This window comes from Paraburkholderia sp. (assembly GCF_050742655.1).
In the GTDB taxonomy this organism is placed as follows: domain Bacteria; phylum Pseudomonadota; class Gammaproteobacteria; order Burkholderiales; family Burkholderiaceae; genus Paraburkholderia.
In genome coordinates this window covers 117650-132630 of the sequence record NZ_JBOIGG010000009.1, presented here as the reverse complement: position 1 = coordinate 132630, position 14981 = coordinate 117650, and the positions used below count along the sequence as shown (strand labels likewise).

The 14981-nt window shown below is 64.4% G+C and carries 14 protein-coding genes; 10 read left to right on the top strand and 4 right to left on the bottom strand.

All coding sequences use genetic code 11. The annotated features are described in order from the left end of the window. Nucleotides 1-58: 58 nt before the first annotated feature. Nucleotides 59-340, top strand: a complete 282-nt coding sequence (locus ACREXZ_RS14910; protein WP_431764857.1) for a hypothetical protein — start codon at nt 59-61, stop codon at nt 338-340. 619 nt (nt 341-959) lie between these two features. On the opposite strand, the gene ACREXZ_RS14905 is transcribed toward ACREXZ_RS14910, so the two are convergent. Then, nucleotides 960-1865: a choline sulfate utilization transcriptional regulator gene (locus tag ACREXZ_RS14905; protein ID WP_431764856.1), complete on the bottom strand. Its 906-nt coding sequence runs from the start codon at nt 1863-1865 to the stop codon at nt 960-962. A gap of 153 nt (nt 1866-2018) precedes the next feature. Here ACREXZ_RS14905 and betC point away from each other — a divergent pair, with 153 nt between their 5' ends. From betC to ACREXZ_RS14890, 3 genes are all read left to right on the top strand, one after another. Beyond that, nucleotides 2019-3557, top strand: a complete 1539-nt coding sequence (betC, locus tag ACREXZ_RS14900) for a choline-sulfatase (protein WP_431764855.1) — start codon at nt 2019-2021, stop codon at nt 3555-3557. Between the two features lie 68 nt (nt 3558-3625). Then, a complete protein-coding gene (choX, locus tag ACREXZ_RS14895) occupies nt 3626-4594 on the top strand; it encodes a choline ABC transporter substrate-binding protein (protein ID WP_431764854.1) in 969 nt (322 codons plus the stop codon). Between the two features lie 355 nt (nt 4595-4949). Next, entirely contained in the window at nt 4950-6092 is a 1143-nt protein-coding gene (locus tag ACREXZ_RS14890; protein ID WP_431764853.1) for a porin, read from the top strand. 112 nt (nt 6093-6204) lie between these two features. On the opposite strand, the gene ACREXZ_RS14885 is transcribed toward ACREXZ_RS14890, so the two are convergent. Then, nucleotides 6205-7158 carry a GlxA family transcriptional regulator gene (locus ACREXZ_RS14885; RefSeq protein ID WP_431764852.1) on the bottom strand — a complete coding sequence of 318 codons (954 nt, stop codon included), beginning with the start codon at nt 7156-7158 and terminating at the stop codon, nt 6205-6207. A gap of 299 nt (nt 7159-7457) precedes the next feature. Between ACREXZ_RS14885 and ACREXZ_RS14880 the strand changes: the two genes are divergently transcribed. Genes ACREXZ_RS14880 through ACREXZ_RS14860 form a run of 5 tightly spaced genes read left to right on the top strand, consistent with a single transcriptional unit; the run spans nt 7458 to nt 11934 of the window. Beyond that, nucleotides 7458-8411, top strand: coding sequence for a choline ABC transporter substrate-binding protein (locus ACREXZ_RS14880; protein ID WP_431764851.1), 954 nt, complete (start codon nt 7458-7460; stop codon nt 8409-8411). A 50-nt stretch (nt 8412-8461) separates the two neighbouring features. Beyond that, nucleotides 8462-9391, top strand: coding sequence for a 3-keto-5-aminohexanoate cleavage protein (locus ACREXZ_RS14875; protein ID WP_431764850.1), 930 nt, complete (start codon nt 8462-8464; stop codon nt 9389-9391). A gap of 57 nt (nt 9392-9448) precedes the next feature. Continuing rightward, entirely contained in the window at nt 9449-10414 is a 966-nt protein-coding gene (locus ACREXZ_RS14870) for an L-carnitine dehydrogenase (RefSeq protein WP_431764849.1), read from the top strand. A 32-nt stretch (nt 10415-10446) separates the two neighbouring features. After that, on the top strand, nt 10447-10938 hold the full coding sequence (locus tag ACREXZ_RS14865; protein WP_431764848.1) for a thioesterase family protein: 492 nt from the start codon (nt 10447-10449) through the stop codon (nt 10936-10938). A 27-nt stretch (nt 10939-10965) separates the two neighbouring features. Beyond that, nucleotides 10966-11934 (top strand): alpha/beta hydrolase, encoded by a 969-nt coding sequence (locus ACREXZ_RS14860; RefSeq protein ID WP_431764847.1) that lies wholly within the window; start codon nt 10966-10968, stop codon nt 11932-11934. Between the two features lie 173 nt (nt 11935-12107). On the opposite strand, the gene ACREXZ_RS14855 is transcribed toward ACREXZ_RS14860, so the two are convergent. Next, nucleotides 12108-12398, bottom strand: a complete 291-nt coding sequence (locus ACREXZ_RS14855) for a DUF3331 domain-containing protein (protein ID WP_431764846.1) — start codon at nt 12396-12398, stop codon at nt 12108-12110. Nucleotides 12399-12768: 370 nt separating this feature from the next. Here ACREXZ_RS14855 and ACREXZ_RS14850 point away from each other — a divergent pair, with 370 nt between their 5' ends. Beyond that, nucleotides 12769-13845: an AI-2E family transporter gene (locus ACREXZ_RS14850; protein ID WP_431764845.1), complete on the top strand. Its 1077-nt coding sequence runs from the start codon at nt 12769-12771 to the stop codon at nt 13843-13845. A 15-nt stretch (nt 13846-13860) separates the two neighbouring features. On the opposite strand, the gene ACREXZ_RS14845 is transcribed toward ACREXZ_RS14850, so the two are convergent. Beyond that, nucleotides 13861-14958, bottom strand: coding sequence for an OpgC domain-containing protein (locus tag ACREXZ_RS14845; protein ID WP_431764844.1), 1098 nt, complete (start codon nt 14956-14958; stop codon nt 13861-13863). Nucleotides 14959-14981 lie beyond the last annotated feature (23 nt).

Genomic DNA, 14981 nt, shown 5'->3' with positions numbered 1-14981 from the left:
ACTCATCCGGCGGTCAAGTGCAAAAATTTGTTCTCAATTTGGATGCACTCAGGAAACCATGATCAGCAAAAAAGAAACCCTCTTGGCGGAGCTAGGTACGATCATTGCCGAGGTTTCGCACCTTTCTGACCGGGATGGGGTGGGCACTGAGCAACGTAAAAACGTGCTCGCAGTGCTTGGTGAATACGCTGCCTGTTTCACAGGCGACCCGCCACGTGCCACTGACTTCAATCGAGTCGCACGGATTGTAGTCGAGTACTGGCCGACGAATTTACTCGCTGGCGAACACGCAATCAGTATCGAACAGAAATTGCGCACATTTTTTAGCCAAAGAAAGTAGTTCTCAGCGACGGGTCACGATAACCGGCACGCTGTGCTTGTCACGCTACAGTGTTAGACCGTATAACGTGAAGATGCTCCCGCTCCGCTGGCGGCTCGCCGCTACAGCTATGACGCGGCGGGGCAACTGACGCATATTGAGGACAGCCGCCAGTCGCATCATTCCCAAAAGGACTGGTGGTCGCGACTGGAAAAACTCGGGAGATCAGCGCGAAAAATGAAAGAGTCTGTGTAGCATCCATCTAAATCCGTATGACTCAATATGACCACTACTCCCAGGCGAAGAACCTTAGCCAGTTGTTGACGGTTGACGGGGCGAGGGAAGTTGCGCGGGAGGTGCTCGACGCCATGGAATATGGCGCGACGGGCACCGAGATATTCATGATGCTTCGTGCTGCCGTGACCAAAGCCCTGGCTAGACAAGACTTATCGGCACAGACGCGACAACAAGCTCAAGAGTTGCTGTCACATCTCGAAGCCGCCCTCCGGTAGGAGCGGGCAACGTTCCGCGATCGATGATGGGTGAATACACACAGGCAGGTACACGACAAAACGATATCTGATACTGAACGGCGACCGCGCGATAGCTGATGGGACCGTTCACGCGACTGTCTGTTGAATCAAGCCCGACACTCATCAAACAACCATCGACGAAACACCGGCACCGCAGCGGCCTCGGGCCGCGCAGGCGGACACACGAGAAAATAACCGCGCGACGTGACGACCGGCGTGTCGAGCAGTCGCACCAACTGACCGCTCCCTACCAGCTCGTCGACGAGCGGCGTCCAGCCGAGTGCAACCCCTTCATTCATCAACGCCGCGTGAATCACAAGCGCGTAGCTGTTAAAGGTCATGCCGCTACCGGCCGGCGTGTGCTCGACGCCTTGCGCGGCGAACCAGCTGTCCCAAGCGAGCCAGCGCTCGGGTTCGGTCGGCTGCACATGCAGCAATGGCAGCGACGCAAGATCGGTCGCATGCGCGATGTCCGGATGCGCGGCCGCGAACGCCGGCGAGCAGACCGGCGTGACTTCCTCGGGAAACAGGCGCGTCGACGTGCATGGCGACCAGTCGCCGCTGCCGAACGCGATCGCGATGTCCGCATGATCGCGCTGCGGGTCGAAGCCTTCCTGCGACGTGACGATTTTCACGTTGACGTCCGGCATCGAGTGCTTGAGTCTAGACAACCGCGGCATCAGCCAGTAAGTAGCGAAACCGAAATCGGTGAGCAGCGTGAGCGCGCCTGACGCGCTGCGCGTGCGGATGTCCGCGGTGGCGACGCGGATCGCGTCGAGGCTCTGGCGTACGGCTTCGAAGAGCCGCTGGCCCTCCGCCGTCAAGGTCACGCCGCGATGGCCGCGCTCGAACAGCGGTGCGCCGAGGTCGGTCTCCAGCTGCACGACGCGCTGGCTGACCGCCGGCTGCGTCGAACCGAGTTCGCGCGCGGCGGCGGTGAAGCTCGCGAGCCGCGCGGCGGATTCGAACGCCGACAGCGTCTGCATCGACGGCAGTCGATCCTGTCTCGGCATAACCCTCCCTTATGGATCCATAAGCGTTCGACGCCTTCCCAGCGCTTTATTAAGCGGCAATAGTGGGGACGCTTTCGCACTGCGCATCTGACGGCGAGCATGCCGCAAACGCACATGCAGCAAACGATCTTCCGATTCTAATCGACCCCGCTCATGAGCCTTAACACAAAGCAGAATATCCTTATCCTGATGGCCGATCAGATGACGCCGTTCACGTTACGCGCATATGGCCATCGCGTGTCGCGCACGCCGCGCATTGACGCGCTCGCCCGCGAAGGCGTCGTGTTCGATTCGGCGTATTGCGCAAGCCCGCTGTGCGCGCCCTCGCGCTTCTCGATGATGGCGGGCAAGTTGCCGTCGGCGATCTCCGCATACGATAACGCCGCCGAATTTCCCGCGCAAACGCTAACGTTCGCACACTATCTGCGCGCGGCCGGCTACCGCACGATGCTGTCCGGCAAGATGCACTTCTGCGGTCCCGACCAGTTGCATGGCTTCGAGGAGCGCCTTACCACCGACATCTATCCGGCCGACTTCGGCTGGGTGCCTGACTGGTCGCAGCCCGACGTGCGGCCGAGCTGGTATCACAACATGAGCTCGGTGCTCGACGCGGGTCCGTGCGTCCGGACGAACCAGCTCGATTTCGACGACGAGGTCACGTTCACCGCGCGTCAGAAGCTCTACGACATCGCGCGCGAACGCGCGGCAGGCGGCGACGACCGGCCGTTCTGCCTCGTCGCGTCGCTGACCCATCCGCACGATCCGTACGCAATTCCGCGCGAATACTGGGACCTGTATCGCGACGACGAGATCGACATGCCGCGCGTCGAATTGTCGCGCGACGCGAGCGACCCGCACTCGCGCCGGCTGCGCGACGTCTACGAAGCCGACGTCACGCCGCCGACCGCCCAGCAGGTGCGCGATGCGCGGCATGCGTACTACGGCGCGCTGTCGTACGTCGATGCGCAGTTCGGCCAGATTCTCGACGCGCTCGCCGCGACGGGTCTTGCCGACGACACCATCGTGATCGTCACGTCGGATCACGGCGAGATGCTCGGCGAGCGCGGGCTCTGGTACAAGATGACCTGTTTCGAAGGCGGCGTGCGTGTGCCGCTGATCGTCCATGCGCCGCAGCGTTTTACGGCGCATCGCGTGGCGGCGTCGGTGTCGCATCTCGATCTGCTGCCGACGCTCGTCGAGCTTGCAACGGGTACGCGCCGCAGCGAATGGCCGGACCCGGTCGATGGTCGCAGCCTCGTGCCACATCTGGCCGGCGATAACGGCCATGATGAAGCGATCGGCGAATACCTCGCGGAAGGCGCGATCGCACCGATCGTGATGATCCGCCGCGGCCACTACAAGTTCATCCACACGCCGAGCGACCCTGACCAGCTCTACGATCTGGCGGCCGATCCGCTCGAACTCGACAATCTCACGATACAGCCGCACGCGGCTGCGGTACTCGACGCGTTTCGCGCAGAAGCGGCGCGCCGCTGGAACCTGCCCGCGCTGCACGACGCGGTACTCGCGAGTCAGCGGCGGCGCCGTTTCCACTTCGAGGCAACCACCCAGGGACGCATCCAGTCGTGGGACTGGCAGCCGTTCACCGATGCGAGCCAGCGCTACATGCGCAATCACATCGAACTCGATACGCTCGAAGCGATGGCACGGTTTCCGCGCGTCGCGCGTTAGAGCGTTGGTGCGCTCGCGCATGACCCATCCCACAATCCCGCAATACCTCAACGCTACGAACCGGAGCCATGATGAATAATAAAAGCTGGGCGATAAAAGGCTGGACTGCGCTGCTGTCGCTATGCCTGCTACCGGGCCTCGTGCCCGCGGCGACCGCAGCCGAGCCACCGAGCTGCACCGACGTGCGGATGGCCGACCCCGGCTGGACCGACATCGACGCGACCAACGCGATGGCCGGCGTGCTGCTGAAGGCGCTCGGCTACAAACAGAGCGTGTCGAACCTGTCGGTGCCGATCACGTATCAGGGGTTGAAGACCGGGCAGATCGACGTGTTCCTCGGCAACTGGATGCCGGCTCAGGGCCCGCTCGTGAAACCATTCGTCGATGGACACGCGATCGACGTGCTGCACGCGAACCTCACCGACGCGAAGTTCACGCTCGCGGTGCCCGACTACGTAGCCGCCGCGGGCGTCCATTCGTTCGCCGATCTCGCAAAGCATGCGGACCAGTTCCAGGACAAGGTCTACGGGATCGAGCCCGGCGCGCCCGCGAACCAGAACATCAAGAAGATGATCGCGGACAAGGCGTTCGGACTCGGCAACTGGTCGATCGTCGAATCGAGCGAGACAGGGATGCTCACGCAGGTCGAGCGCTCGGTGCGCGACAAGAAATGGATCGTGTTCCTCGCGTGGGAGCCGCATCTGATGAACACGAAATTTCACCTGACCTATCTGTCCGGCGGCGATGCGTACTTCGGGCCGAACTACGGCGGCGCGACCGTCAACACCGTGACGCGCGCGGGCTTCGCGGGCCAGTGCACGAACGTCGCGCGTCTGTTCCAGCAGATGACCTTCAGCGTCGACATCGAAAACCAGATCATCACGAACGTGCTGCAAAACAAGGTCGATCTGAATGCTGCTGCGCTGCAGGCGCTAAAGGGCAACCCGGCGCTCGTGTCGTCGTGGCTGAAGGGCGTGACGACCGCGTCCGGCGCGGATGGTCTGCAGGCAGTGCAGACGCAGCTCGGGATACGTTAAACCCGCGCGCTAACCCCACACTCATCTTGCGCTGATCCTCATACTGTGCCGCGGGCATGCATTGCCCCGCGGCGCAGCTTCTTCCAATGGCTTCATCGAATGGCCGACGCCTGTCCGCGTCCGCTGTCCGTGGCCATTTTCATAACGCTTGTCGCAATCAGACCAATCGGCGTCGCTTACGGTCGCATTGCAGTGAATTTGAATTTGTACTGTGCGACATCGCCCGTGGGTTATGCGTGGTGGCTTCCCGTGGCGAGCGCTTCACCGATAGCGCGTCATTCCAGCAAGACAGGCGGTTCCGCAGGTTTGGAGGCGGAATCCTCTTTCCATCCAGCAGGCAAGAGAGAACCACACAATGAAAAGACTGAATGCCGCAGCACTCACGGGCGCTGCCCTTGTGCTCGCCACCGTCCCAGCCGTCAGCCACGCGCAAAGCAGCGTGACGCTGTACGGCATTCTGGACGCCGGTATCACCTATGTGAACAACACCGGCGGCGCGCACGTGGTGAAGTTCGACGATGGTGTGTCGTACGGCAACCGCTGGGGCCTGAAAGGCAATGAAGACCTCGGTGGTGGCCTGTCCGCCGTGTTCGTGCTCGAAAGCGGCTTTCACCTCGGCAATGGCCAGCTCGGCTTCGGCGGTTCGGAGTTCGGGCGTCAGGCGTATGTCGGCCTGAAGAATTCGTGGGGCACGCTGTCGCTGGGTAACCAGCTCGACATGACCGAAGAGATGGTCTATCTGTACAACATCTCGGCCTGGGGGAGCGGCTACGCGATCCACCAGGGCGACTTCGACCGCTTCAACGGCGACCGCCTGCCGAACTCGGTGAAGTTCCTGTCGAATGAATTTGGGGGCTTCATGTTCGGCGGCATGTATTCGTTCGGCAACGTGGCGGGCAACTTCCACCAGAACAGCGCATACAGCCTCGGCGCGCACTACGCGAACGGCTCGTTCACGATCGGCGCCGCCTACACGCAACTGAACAATCCGAGCGGCATCTACGCGTTCGACCCGTACGCGATGATCGGCACGAGCACGTTCCTCGGCCGCCCGACGATCAGCGTCAACGCGACGACCGGCGCGATCACCGACCTGTATTCGAGTTCGTCGTTCCAGGTCGACAAGCAGGGCACGTTCGGCGTCGGTTCGAGCTATGCGATCGGCAACGTCACGCTGAACGGCAATTTCACGTACACGACGATCAAGGCGTTCGGTCAGTCGTCGCACATGAAGGTGCTCGAAGGCGGCGCGGACTGGCAGGTCACCCCGGCGTTCAGCGCGATCGGCGGCTATCAGTACACCAACTTCGAAGGGCATCACTGGAACCAGGTGTCGGCGGGGCTGCACTATCTGCTGTCGAAGCGCACCGACGTGTATATCTCCGGCGACTACCTGAAGGCGTCGCAGGGCGTGGACGCGGTGATCGGCTACAGCTTCACGCCGTCGACGACGAGCACCCAGGCCGACGTGCGGGTCGGGATGCGGCATTCGTTCTGATGCGGTGGGCGGGCGCGATGGGCGTCCGTCTGCTTACTGAAGTTGCAGGTCCAGGGCGCCCGCGCGTTTTCAGCGCGGGTGCCTTGTTTCGTTCATCGCTTCATCGCGCGCTTTATTGCGCCACAACCCGCACAGGGCTCCTGTCCCGTCGCGGACTCATCCCGAATTTCGCGCGGTACGTGCGCGAGAAATGCGACGGCGATTCGAAGCCGCACGCGACGCAGATCGACGTGATCGTCATGTCGGTCTGCTGCAGCAGTTCGCGCGCGCGGTTCAGGCGTAGCTGCAGATAGAAATGCGTCGGCGTGTCCTTCAGCGCCGAGCAGAACAACCGCTCCAGCTGCCGGCGCGTGACGCCGATCTCCTGCGCGAGCGCATCGGGCGCGAGCGGTTCCTCCATGTGCTGTTCCATCGCGCCGATCACCTGGATCAGCTTGCGGTTGTGCACGCCGTAGCGCGCCGCGATCTCCATCCGCTGATGGTCCGAGCGCTGCCGGATGCGGCTCACGACGAACTGCTCCGATACTGCCGACGCGAGCGTCGCCCCGTGACTGCGGCCGATCAGGTCGAGCATCATGTCGATCGACGCGGTACCGCCTGCGCACGTGATGCGCTTCTCGCCGATCTCGAACAGCTCCTGGCTCGCATGCAGCGACGGATAGCGCTCGTGAAAGGCGGACAGCGCCTCCCAGTGCAGCGTCAGCCGATCGGCCTCACCGAACAGCCCCGCCTCCGCGAGCACGAAACTGCCTGTATCGATACCGCCGAGCGTTGCGCCCGCGCGTGCGAGCCGGCGCAGCCAGGCGGCGAGCGCGCGGCTGTAGCAGGCGAGCGGATCGAAGCCCGCGACGACGAATACGGTGCGCGGATCGGCGGCGTCGAACGCGGCTTCGGCGTTCAGCGAGATGCCGTTGCTCGCGGCGACCGGCGCGCCGTCGATACTGAGGATGTGCCAGCGGTACAGGTTGTCGCGAAAGCGGTTCGCGACGCGCAGCGGCTCGACGGCGGACATGAAACCGATCGCCGAGAAGCCCGGCAGCAGCAGGAATGAGATGTCTTCGGGCATCGTGCGGCGGGTGCGGTCGACGGTGGCCTGGCGGGGAGTGGGGCGAGCGTAGCAAGCGGCGCGCGTGGCCGCAAGGGCCGTCAATATTGGCGCTGGACCTCCGTGAAGGTGGTTCGCATGCGGCATGCTGGTTTTCCCTCATGGTCGCAGGCGAGCAAGAACGGGTCGCTGACGGTCGCTTTGGCGGCAATATGCCCTTGTACCTTTGCTGCACACCACGCAATCACCAATGTCCGATCGGTCTGCCGTCCGGTAGACGGATTCGAAACACGCTCGAAACGTGTCAGAGGGGAAACGTCATGAAACTACGCGTCAAAGTCTTGTCCGCCGACCTGCTGTGCGCGGCCGCGCTGCTACAGCCGGCTCTCGCCCTGGCGCAAGACCCGGCCAGCTGCCGCAATGTGCGCTTTGCGGACATCGGCTGGACCGACATCACGTCGACGACCGCGCTTGCGTCCACGGTATTCGAAGGGCTCGGCTACCAGCCGGTGACGACGGTCGCTTCGGTACCGATCTCGTTCGCGGGACTGAAGAGCAAACAGCTCGACGTGTCGCTCGGCTACTGGTGGCCGGTGCAGGAAAAGGCGATCACGCCGTTCATCGACGCGAAGACGATCAACGTGCTGCAGCCGGCGAACCTGACCGGCGCGAAAGCGACGTTCGCGGTGCCGACCTATGAATACGACGCGGGACTGAAGACCTTCGCCGACATCGCGAAGCATCGCACTGAACTGGACGGCAAGATCTACGGCATCGAACCGGGCAGCAGCGCGAACGCCGCGATCAAGAAGATGATCGACACGAACCAGTTCGGGCTCGGCGGCTTCAAGCTGATCGAGTCGAGCGAGGCGGGCATGCTCGTTACGGTGGACCGCGCGGTTCGCGAAAAGAAGTGGGTGGTGTTCCTGGGCTGGGAACCGCACCCGATGAACATTCAGGTCGACATGAAGTACCTGACCGGCAGCGACGGCGTGTTCGGTCCGAACGACGGCGAAGCGCGCGTCTATACGCTGACCGCGCCGGACTTCCTGTCGCGCTGCCCGAACGCCGGCAAGCTCGTCAGCAACCTGCACTTTACGACTCAGTTGGAGAACGTGGTGATGCAGTCGGTGATGAACAAGGAAAAGCCCACCGATGCCGCGAAGGCGTATCTGAAGAAAAACCCGCAGGTGCTCGACAGCTGGCTGGCCGGCGTGAAGACGTACGACGGCAAGGACGGGCTGCCGGCGGTGAAGGCTTATCTGGGCCTTTAAATTCGACGCGCTCATATGACGCGCTCATATGACACACACAGGAATCTCGCATGAACCACGAAGTCATCGTGACCTGCGCCGTGACCGGCGCGGGCGATACAGTCGGCAAGCACCCGGCCATTCCGGTCACGCCGAAGCAGATCGCCGATGCGGCGGTCGAAGCGGCGAAGGCGGGCGCGACCGTCGCGCACTGCCACGTGCGCGATCCGCTGACCGGCCGCGGCAGCCGCGACCCGAACCTGTATCGGGAGGTCGTGGACCGCATCCGTTCGGCGGACACCGACGTGATCATCAATCTGACCGCGGGCATGGGCGGCGACCTCGAGATCGGTCCTGGCGAAGACCCGATGCGTTTCGGCGCGAACACGGATCTGGTCGGCGGGCTGACGCGGCTCGCGCACGTCGAGGAACTGCTGCCCGAAATCTGCACGCTCGACTGCGGCACGCTCAACTTCGGCGACGGCGACTACATCTACGTGTCGACGCCCGCGCAATTGCGCGCCGGCGCGAAGCGCATCCAGGAACTCGGCGTGAAGCCGGAGCTGGAGATTTTCGATACCGGGCATCTGTGGTTCGCGAAGCAGTTGCTGAAAGAAGGGCTGCTCGACGCGCCGCCGCTGTTCCAGATCTGCCTCGGCATTCCATGGGGCGCCCCCGCCGACACGACGACGATGAAAGCGATGGCCGACAACCTGCCGCCGGGCGCGCACTGGGCCGGTTTCGGCATCGGCCGGATGCAGATGCCGATGGTCGCGCAGGCGATGCTGCTCGGTGGCCACGTGCGCGTCGGCCTCGAAGACAACATCTGGCTCGACCGGGGCGTGCATGCGACCAACGGCACGCTGGTACAGCGCGCATCCGAGATCGTCGAGCGGCTTGGCGGGCGCGTGCTGACGCCGGCCGAGGGGCGTCGCAAGCTCGGGCTGCCGGCGCGCGGCGAACGCCAGCTGGAACGCCGGCCAGTCGAGCAGTTCGCATGAGCAGGTGTGCATGAGCAGGCTGCGTCAAAACATTTTTCGAACAGGATCGGGAAAGTCATGGCAGTGATCGTCGATATCAAGACATTTGCGGCAATCGGGGCCGGCGTGATCGGCAGCGGTTGGGTGGCGCGCGCGCTTGCACACGGGCTCGACGTCGTCGCGTGGGACCCGGCGCCGGGCGCCGAGCAGCAGTTGCGCGACAACGTCGCGAACGCGTGGCCCGCGCTTGAACGCATCGGGTTGACGGCGGGGGCGTCGCAGGCGCGGTTGCGCTTCGTCGACACGATCGAAGCGTGCGTCGCCGACGCCGACTTCATCCAGGAGAGCGCGCCCGAACGCGAAGGGCTGAAGCTTGCGCTGCACGAGCAGATCGGACTCGCGGCGAAGCCCGACGCGATCATCGGCTCGTCGACGTCGGGCCTGCTGCCGACCGACTTCTACGCACGCACCGCGCATCCGGAGCGCTGCGTCGTCGGGCATCCGTTCAATCCCGTGTACCTGCTGCCGCTCGTCGAGGTGGTCGGTGGCGAGCGCACCGCGCCCGCGACGATCGAGGCCGCGCAGCAGATTTATCGCTCGCTCGGCATGCGGCCGCTGCACGTGCGCAAGGAAGTGCCAGGGTTCGTCGCGGACCGGCTGCTCGAGGCACTGTGGCGCGAGGCGCTGCATCTGGTGAACGACGGCGTCGCGACGACCGGCGAAATCGACGATGCGATCCGCTTCGGCGCGGGTATCCGCTGGTCGTTCATGGGCACGTTTCTCACGTACACGCTGGCCGGCGGCGATGCGGGTATGCGACACTTCATGCAGCAGTTCGGCCCCGCGCTCGAACTGCCGTGGACGAAGCTGGTTGCGCCGCAGCTCACCGACGAACTGATCGAACGCGTGGTCGACGGTACTGCGGAGCAGGTCGGGCCGCGCTCGATCAAGCAGCTCGAACGCTATCGCGACGACTGCATCACGAGCGTGCTCGCCGCGATCCGCGATGCGAAGGCGCGTCATGGTCTCGCTGTCGACGAGTGACGGCGTGGCTTTTCTGATCACGCTATAGGAGCATGCAGCCGATGCCTGGACTGGAGATCTATCGCGACATCGTGCGGCCGGAGTGGGTCGACTACAACGGCCATCTGCGCGATGCGTTCTACCTGCTGATCTTCAGCTTCGCGACCGATGCGCTGATCGACCGCATCGGTCTCGACGATGCGACCCGCACCGCGCGCAAGCGCTCGATCTATACGCTCGAAGCGCACATCAACTACCTGCAGGAGATCAAGCTCGGTGCGCAGGTGCGCATCGCCGCGCGCCTGCTCGGGCATGATGCGAAGCGGCTGCATCTGTACCTCGAGATGTTCGCCGACGAACGCGCGGAGCCGGTCGCGGCGAGCGAGCAGATGCTGCTGCACGTCGACACGAACGGCCCGCGCTCGGTCGCGTTCGATGCGGACGTCGCCGAGCATGTGCGGGCGCTCGTGGACGCGGGGGCCGCGTTGCCGCCTGCGCAGTACGCGGGTCGCACAATTGCACTGCCCGTTGCGCGGTCTGTTTAACGTCGCGCAACGCTTCTCTTCGACGCCATGCTCGAAGCCGGGATCGCCGCTTTTGTCGCGCGCACCGCCGGGATCTATCCCGCGCATGCAGCGACACTTTCACCGGCCGAACAGCGCGCGATCTACGACCGCTATGCGGCTGCGTTCACGCCACCGTTGCCCGAGGGTTTGCACGTCGAGGACCGTACGTTCGACTCGGCGGCCGGACATCGGATTGCGTTGCGACTGTATCGATCATCGAAAGCGGCCGAGGCCCAGGTGCGCGGCACCGTGCTGTATTTTCACGGCGGCGGTTTCGTGCTCGGTTCGCTCGACAGTCATCAGGTTGTGACTGCGCGCATCGCTGCGGACACCGGGCTCGCTGTGGTCGCGGTCGACTACCGGCTTGCGCCAGAGCATCCGTCGCCTGCCGCGCACGACGACTGCATCGAGATCACGCGCGCGGCGCTCGAGGGACGGCTGCCGTTTGCGTCGCTTGCCGCCGATACGCCGCTGCTGCTCGCCGGCGACAGCGCGGGCGGCAACCTCGCGGCAAGTGTCGCGATGCGGCTGCGCGATCTCGACGAAACCACAACGACACGCGTGGCCGGAGTTGCGCTCGTGTATCCGATGCTCGGGTACGAGCCGCAGCGGCCCGCGCGCGACACCGAAGCGCATGCGCCGATGCTCACGCTCGCCGACGTTCATGCGTTTCGCCGTCACTACTGGCATGACCTGCGCGATGACCAGCGGCCGCCGGCATGGATGGTGCCGATCGATGCGGATCGCTTCGATGGTCTGCCGCCGGTGCTGTCGATTGGCGTCGAGCACGATCCGTTGCGCGACGATGCGAGTGTGTTCGTCGAGCGCATTCTTGCGGTGGGCGGTCGCGCGCAAAGCTGGATTGGTCAGGGCCTCGTGCACGGATGCTGGCGCGCGCTCGATACAAGTCCCGGCGTGCAACGCATGCACGAAGAGGTCTGTCGCTTCCTGCTCGACAGGGCGCGTCTTTCCTGACACGAACGCTCTCGCGCGTCCGCGCAAAAACGACGCGCGATGCGGCCCGTCGAATCGATGTTCTGCATATTGACGCCGCGAACGGTCACTCGAGGGCCGTCGCTATCCGGCATCTTGTCGCGATCGCAACCGGCGATCACGCACACCGGACACCGCAAAAAAGAAAGGAAGAATCAGGTTTCCGCGGTCAGCGCGCAGAGGATTTCGGCGGAGATCATCGCGGAGGCGTTCGACGGTGCTGGCCGTTCAGCCGGGCGGAATACTGCGTCGCCGCGACGGATCTTGCGACGCGATACCGCGCAGGTGCCGGACGTATGCGCCGACCGGCGCCGCCAGCGTTGCTCCCCGTAATGACAGCGGCCGGGTTCGACCCAGCGGATCACGAGCGTCGTGTCGGAGCGTTCGAGAATCTCGATCCGTACGCCATTGGCGCCGGTTAAGGGGATGGACTCTCTGGTCTTCATTATCGGCTCCGGGGGGATGTGTGGTGTGCCGAATGTAGTCCTGCCGGGGGCGGAGAGCCATTGCGCGCCAGTTGAAACACCGTTCCCTAAATAGCAATAATGCGATAGAACGAGCGGGCGGCTACGAGGGAATGCGGGTCTGCGGGAACATTAGTTGCATTAGATCGTGTTTCCGCAACACAGTGTTCTATGGGTAGCGACAACTCACGGCAGGATCACAGCCGGTTGAGCACTGCCGTTGGGCCGGGGTTGGCGCTTCCATTAAGATGGGTGATCTGCCGGTATGCGTCAGGCGAAGCGGAGTGTATCGCGCCTTCGCAAACCGGTGCCGCCAGTTACGCACATCGCCACCCACATCGCCCGAGGTTCCATGATCCAGCGCCCTTCGTCGCACGATTCCACGCCCCCCGACCGCCTCAGGATGCAGCAGATTGCATCGGCCGCACTGTACGGCGTGCTGGTCGTGCTCGCGCTGTGGATCGTGCACGACTTCATTCCGGCCGTGGCCTGGGCGTGCGTGATCGCGATCGCGCTGTGGCCGGCGATGCGCGCGATCGAAGGGCATCGCCTGTTCAAGGGACGCACGACGTTGGTCTCGCTGCTGCTGACCCTGGCCGTCGCGCTGCTGGTCGTGCTGCCGGTCGGTCTGGGCATCGCGCAGGCAGCGCGCGAGGCGCACGATCTACGCGTCTGGGTCCGGACGATCCAGGAGAACGGCGTGCCGTTGCCCACTTTCGTCGAGCATCTGCCGTTCGCTTCGCATCAGATCAGCGCGTGGTGGCAGGCCAATCTCGCGCAGCCGCTGGCCGATTCGGCGGCGATGAAGGGCCTGCACAGCCAGGCCATCGTCACGTTCGGCCGGCGCTTCGGGGCACGTGCTGCGCACGGGCTCGTGCTGTTCGGCTTCATGCTGGTCACGCTGTTCGTGATTTTTCAGGCGGGGCCGCGCCTGTCGGGCGCGTTGCTCAAAGGTGCCGGGCGTGCGTTCGGCGCCGACGGCGAACAGTTGATTCAGCGGATGGCCGGCGCGGTGCGCGGCACCGTGACCGGGCTGGTGGTGGTCGGACTCGGCGAGGGTGCGCTGCTCGGCATCGCGTACGCGGTCACCGGGGTGCCGCACGTGACGCTGCTCGCGCTCGTGACGGCGGTCGCTGCGATGCTGCCGTTTTGCGCGCCGGTCGTGTTCTGCGGCGCGGCGCTGTGGCTGTTCATGGTGCAAGGGACGGTCGCGGGCGCGATCGGCGTCGCGGTGTTCGGCTTCGTCGTGGTGTTCGTCGCCGAGCATTTCGTGCGGCCGGTGCTGATCGGTAGCTCGACGCGGCTGCCGTTCCTGCTCGTGCTGTTCGGCATCCTCGGCGGCGCAGAGACGTTCGGCCTGCTCGGGCTGTTCATCGGTCCCGCGCTGATGACGGTGCTGGTCGTGCTGTGGAATGACTGGGTGCGCTGATTGCGGTGATACTCGCTACGCGGACATCCGCAACCGCGGCGATAGCATGCGTGACAGCGGTTCCGATGCCCGCGCGACCAGCAACAACGCACCGATCGCGACGCCGTCCGCGAGCAGGCCGAGCGGTATGTTCAGGTAGCCGTCCGTCGCGGTATACAGCAGCGAATCGACGACGAGCGAGATCACCGCGCCCGCGACAAAACACAGCAACCCCTTGCGCCCGACGAGGCCGATCCACGGCAGACGCAGCGCGAGCTTCTTCGCGAGGCCGATGCGGATCAGGTTCGCGACCAGCCACCCGATCGCGACAAAATTCAGCGCGCGGAACCACGCGAGGTTCTGCTTGTACTCGCCGTCGAGCGGGGTGGTCTCGATGAACAGCTTGTACCACGCCGCCGCCGCGACGAGGCCGAGTGCCGCAACGCTGACGAGCCAGCCGAAGCGGTGCGCGCTCACGCGCTGATACACCGGCTGGCAACGCGCCAGCACGCCAAGCACGAACAGCAATTGCCACGCGAGCGGATTGAAGTCCCAGTGCGCATCCTCGACCGCGGGGAGATAACCCTGCAACGGCTTCGCGACGGCCCACAGCGCAACGCTGCCCGCCAGCAACAGCCAGGGCTTGCGACGCGCGAGCGGCAGCACGGCCGGCGCGGTCAACGCGAAGAACGTGTACATCGGCAGCACCGATGCGAGGTACGGCTGACGACGGAACAGCAGGATGTCGCGCAGGCCGGCGAGCGGCGCGGCGATGAAGTCATCGAGGTCGTCGGTGGTCATGTTCGGCGCGTCGATGCTGAGCGCGACGAGGATCGCGCTGACGAGCAGCATCAAACCGGCCGTGATCAGGAACGCGCGATAGATCTCGAGTGCGCGCACGAAGAAGCGCTGTCGTGCGACGGCTTCGGTGCGCCGCTCGGCGAGCGCCAGATACGCGGTCGCGGTCGCGAAGCCACCGAGAAATACGAACACTTCAGCCGCATCGCACAGCGCATACGCATGCAGCGTGAAGCGCGACAGGATGCTGCCGCCGATGTGGTCGACCACGATGACGAGCAGCACGAGTCCGCGAAAGAAATCCAGCTCGACGAGGCGTGACGACGAAGTTTTCATGCGTGATGGCTGATGCGGGCAAA

What these genes read in the sequence shown, in the direction of transcription:
- ACREXZ_RS14875 (WP_431764850.1), top strand. Translation starts at nt 8,462, where the DNA reads ATGAACCACGAAGTCATCGTGACCTGCGCCGTGACCGGCGCGGGCGAT.
- ACREXZ_RS14870 (WP_431764849.1), top strand. Translation starts at nt 9,449, where the DNA reads ATGGCAGTGATCGTCGATATCAAGACATTTGCGGCAATCGGGGCCGGC.
- choX (WP_431764854.1), top strand. Translation starts at nt 3,626, where the DNA reads ATGATGAATAATAAAAGCTGGGCGATAAAAGGCTGGACTGCGCTGCTG.
- ACREXZ_RS14860 (WP_431764847.1), top strand. Translation starts at nt 10,966, where the DNA reads ATGCTCGAAGCCGGGATCGCCGCTTTTGTCGCGCGCACCGCCGGGATC.
- ACREXZ_RS14845 (WP_431764844.1), bottom strand. Translation starts at nt 14,958, where the DNA reads ATGAAAACTTCGTCGTCACGCCTCGTCGAGCTGGATTTCTTTCGCGGA.
- ACREXZ_RS14855 (WP_431764846.1), bottom strand. Translation starts at nt 12,398, where the DNA reads ATGAAGACCAGAGAGTCCATCCCCTTAACCGGCGCCAATGGCGTACGG.
- ACREXZ_RS14865 (WP_431764848.1), top strand. Translation starts at nt 10,447, where the DNA reads ATGCAGCCGATGCCTGGACTGGAGATCTATCGCGACATCGTGCGGCCG.
- ACREXZ_RS14890 (WP_431764853.1), top strand. Translation starts at nt 4,950, where the DNA reads ATGAAAAGACTGAATGCCGCAGCACTCACGGGCGCTGCCCTTGTGCTC.
- ACREXZ_RS14910 (WP_431764857.1), top strand. Translation starts at nt 59, where the DNA reads ATGATCAGCAAAAAAGAAACCCTCTTGGCGGAGCTAGGTACGATCATT.
- ACREXZ_RS14880 (WP_431764851.1), top strand. Translation starts at nt 7,458, where the DNA reads ATGAAACTACGCGTCAAAGTCTTGTCCGCCGACCTGCTGTGCGCGGCC.
- ACREXZ_RS14850 (WP_431764845.1), top strand. Translation starts at nt 12,769, where the DNA reads ATGATCCAGCGCCCTTCGTCGCACGATTCCACGCCCCCCGACCGCCTC.
- ACREXZ_RS14885 (WP_431764852.1), bottom strand. Translation starts at nt 7,158, where the DNA reads ATGCCCGAAGACATCTCATTCCTGCTGCTGCCGGGCTTCTCGGCGATC.
- betC (WP_431764855.1), top strand. Translation starts at nt 2,019, where the DNA reads ATGAGCCTTAACACAAAGCAGAATATCCTTATCCTGATGGCCGATCAG.
- ACREXZ_RS14905 (WP_431764856.1), bottom strand. Translation starts at nt 1,865, where the DNA reads ATGCCGAGACAGGATCGACTGCCGTCGATGCAGACGCTGTCGGCGTTC.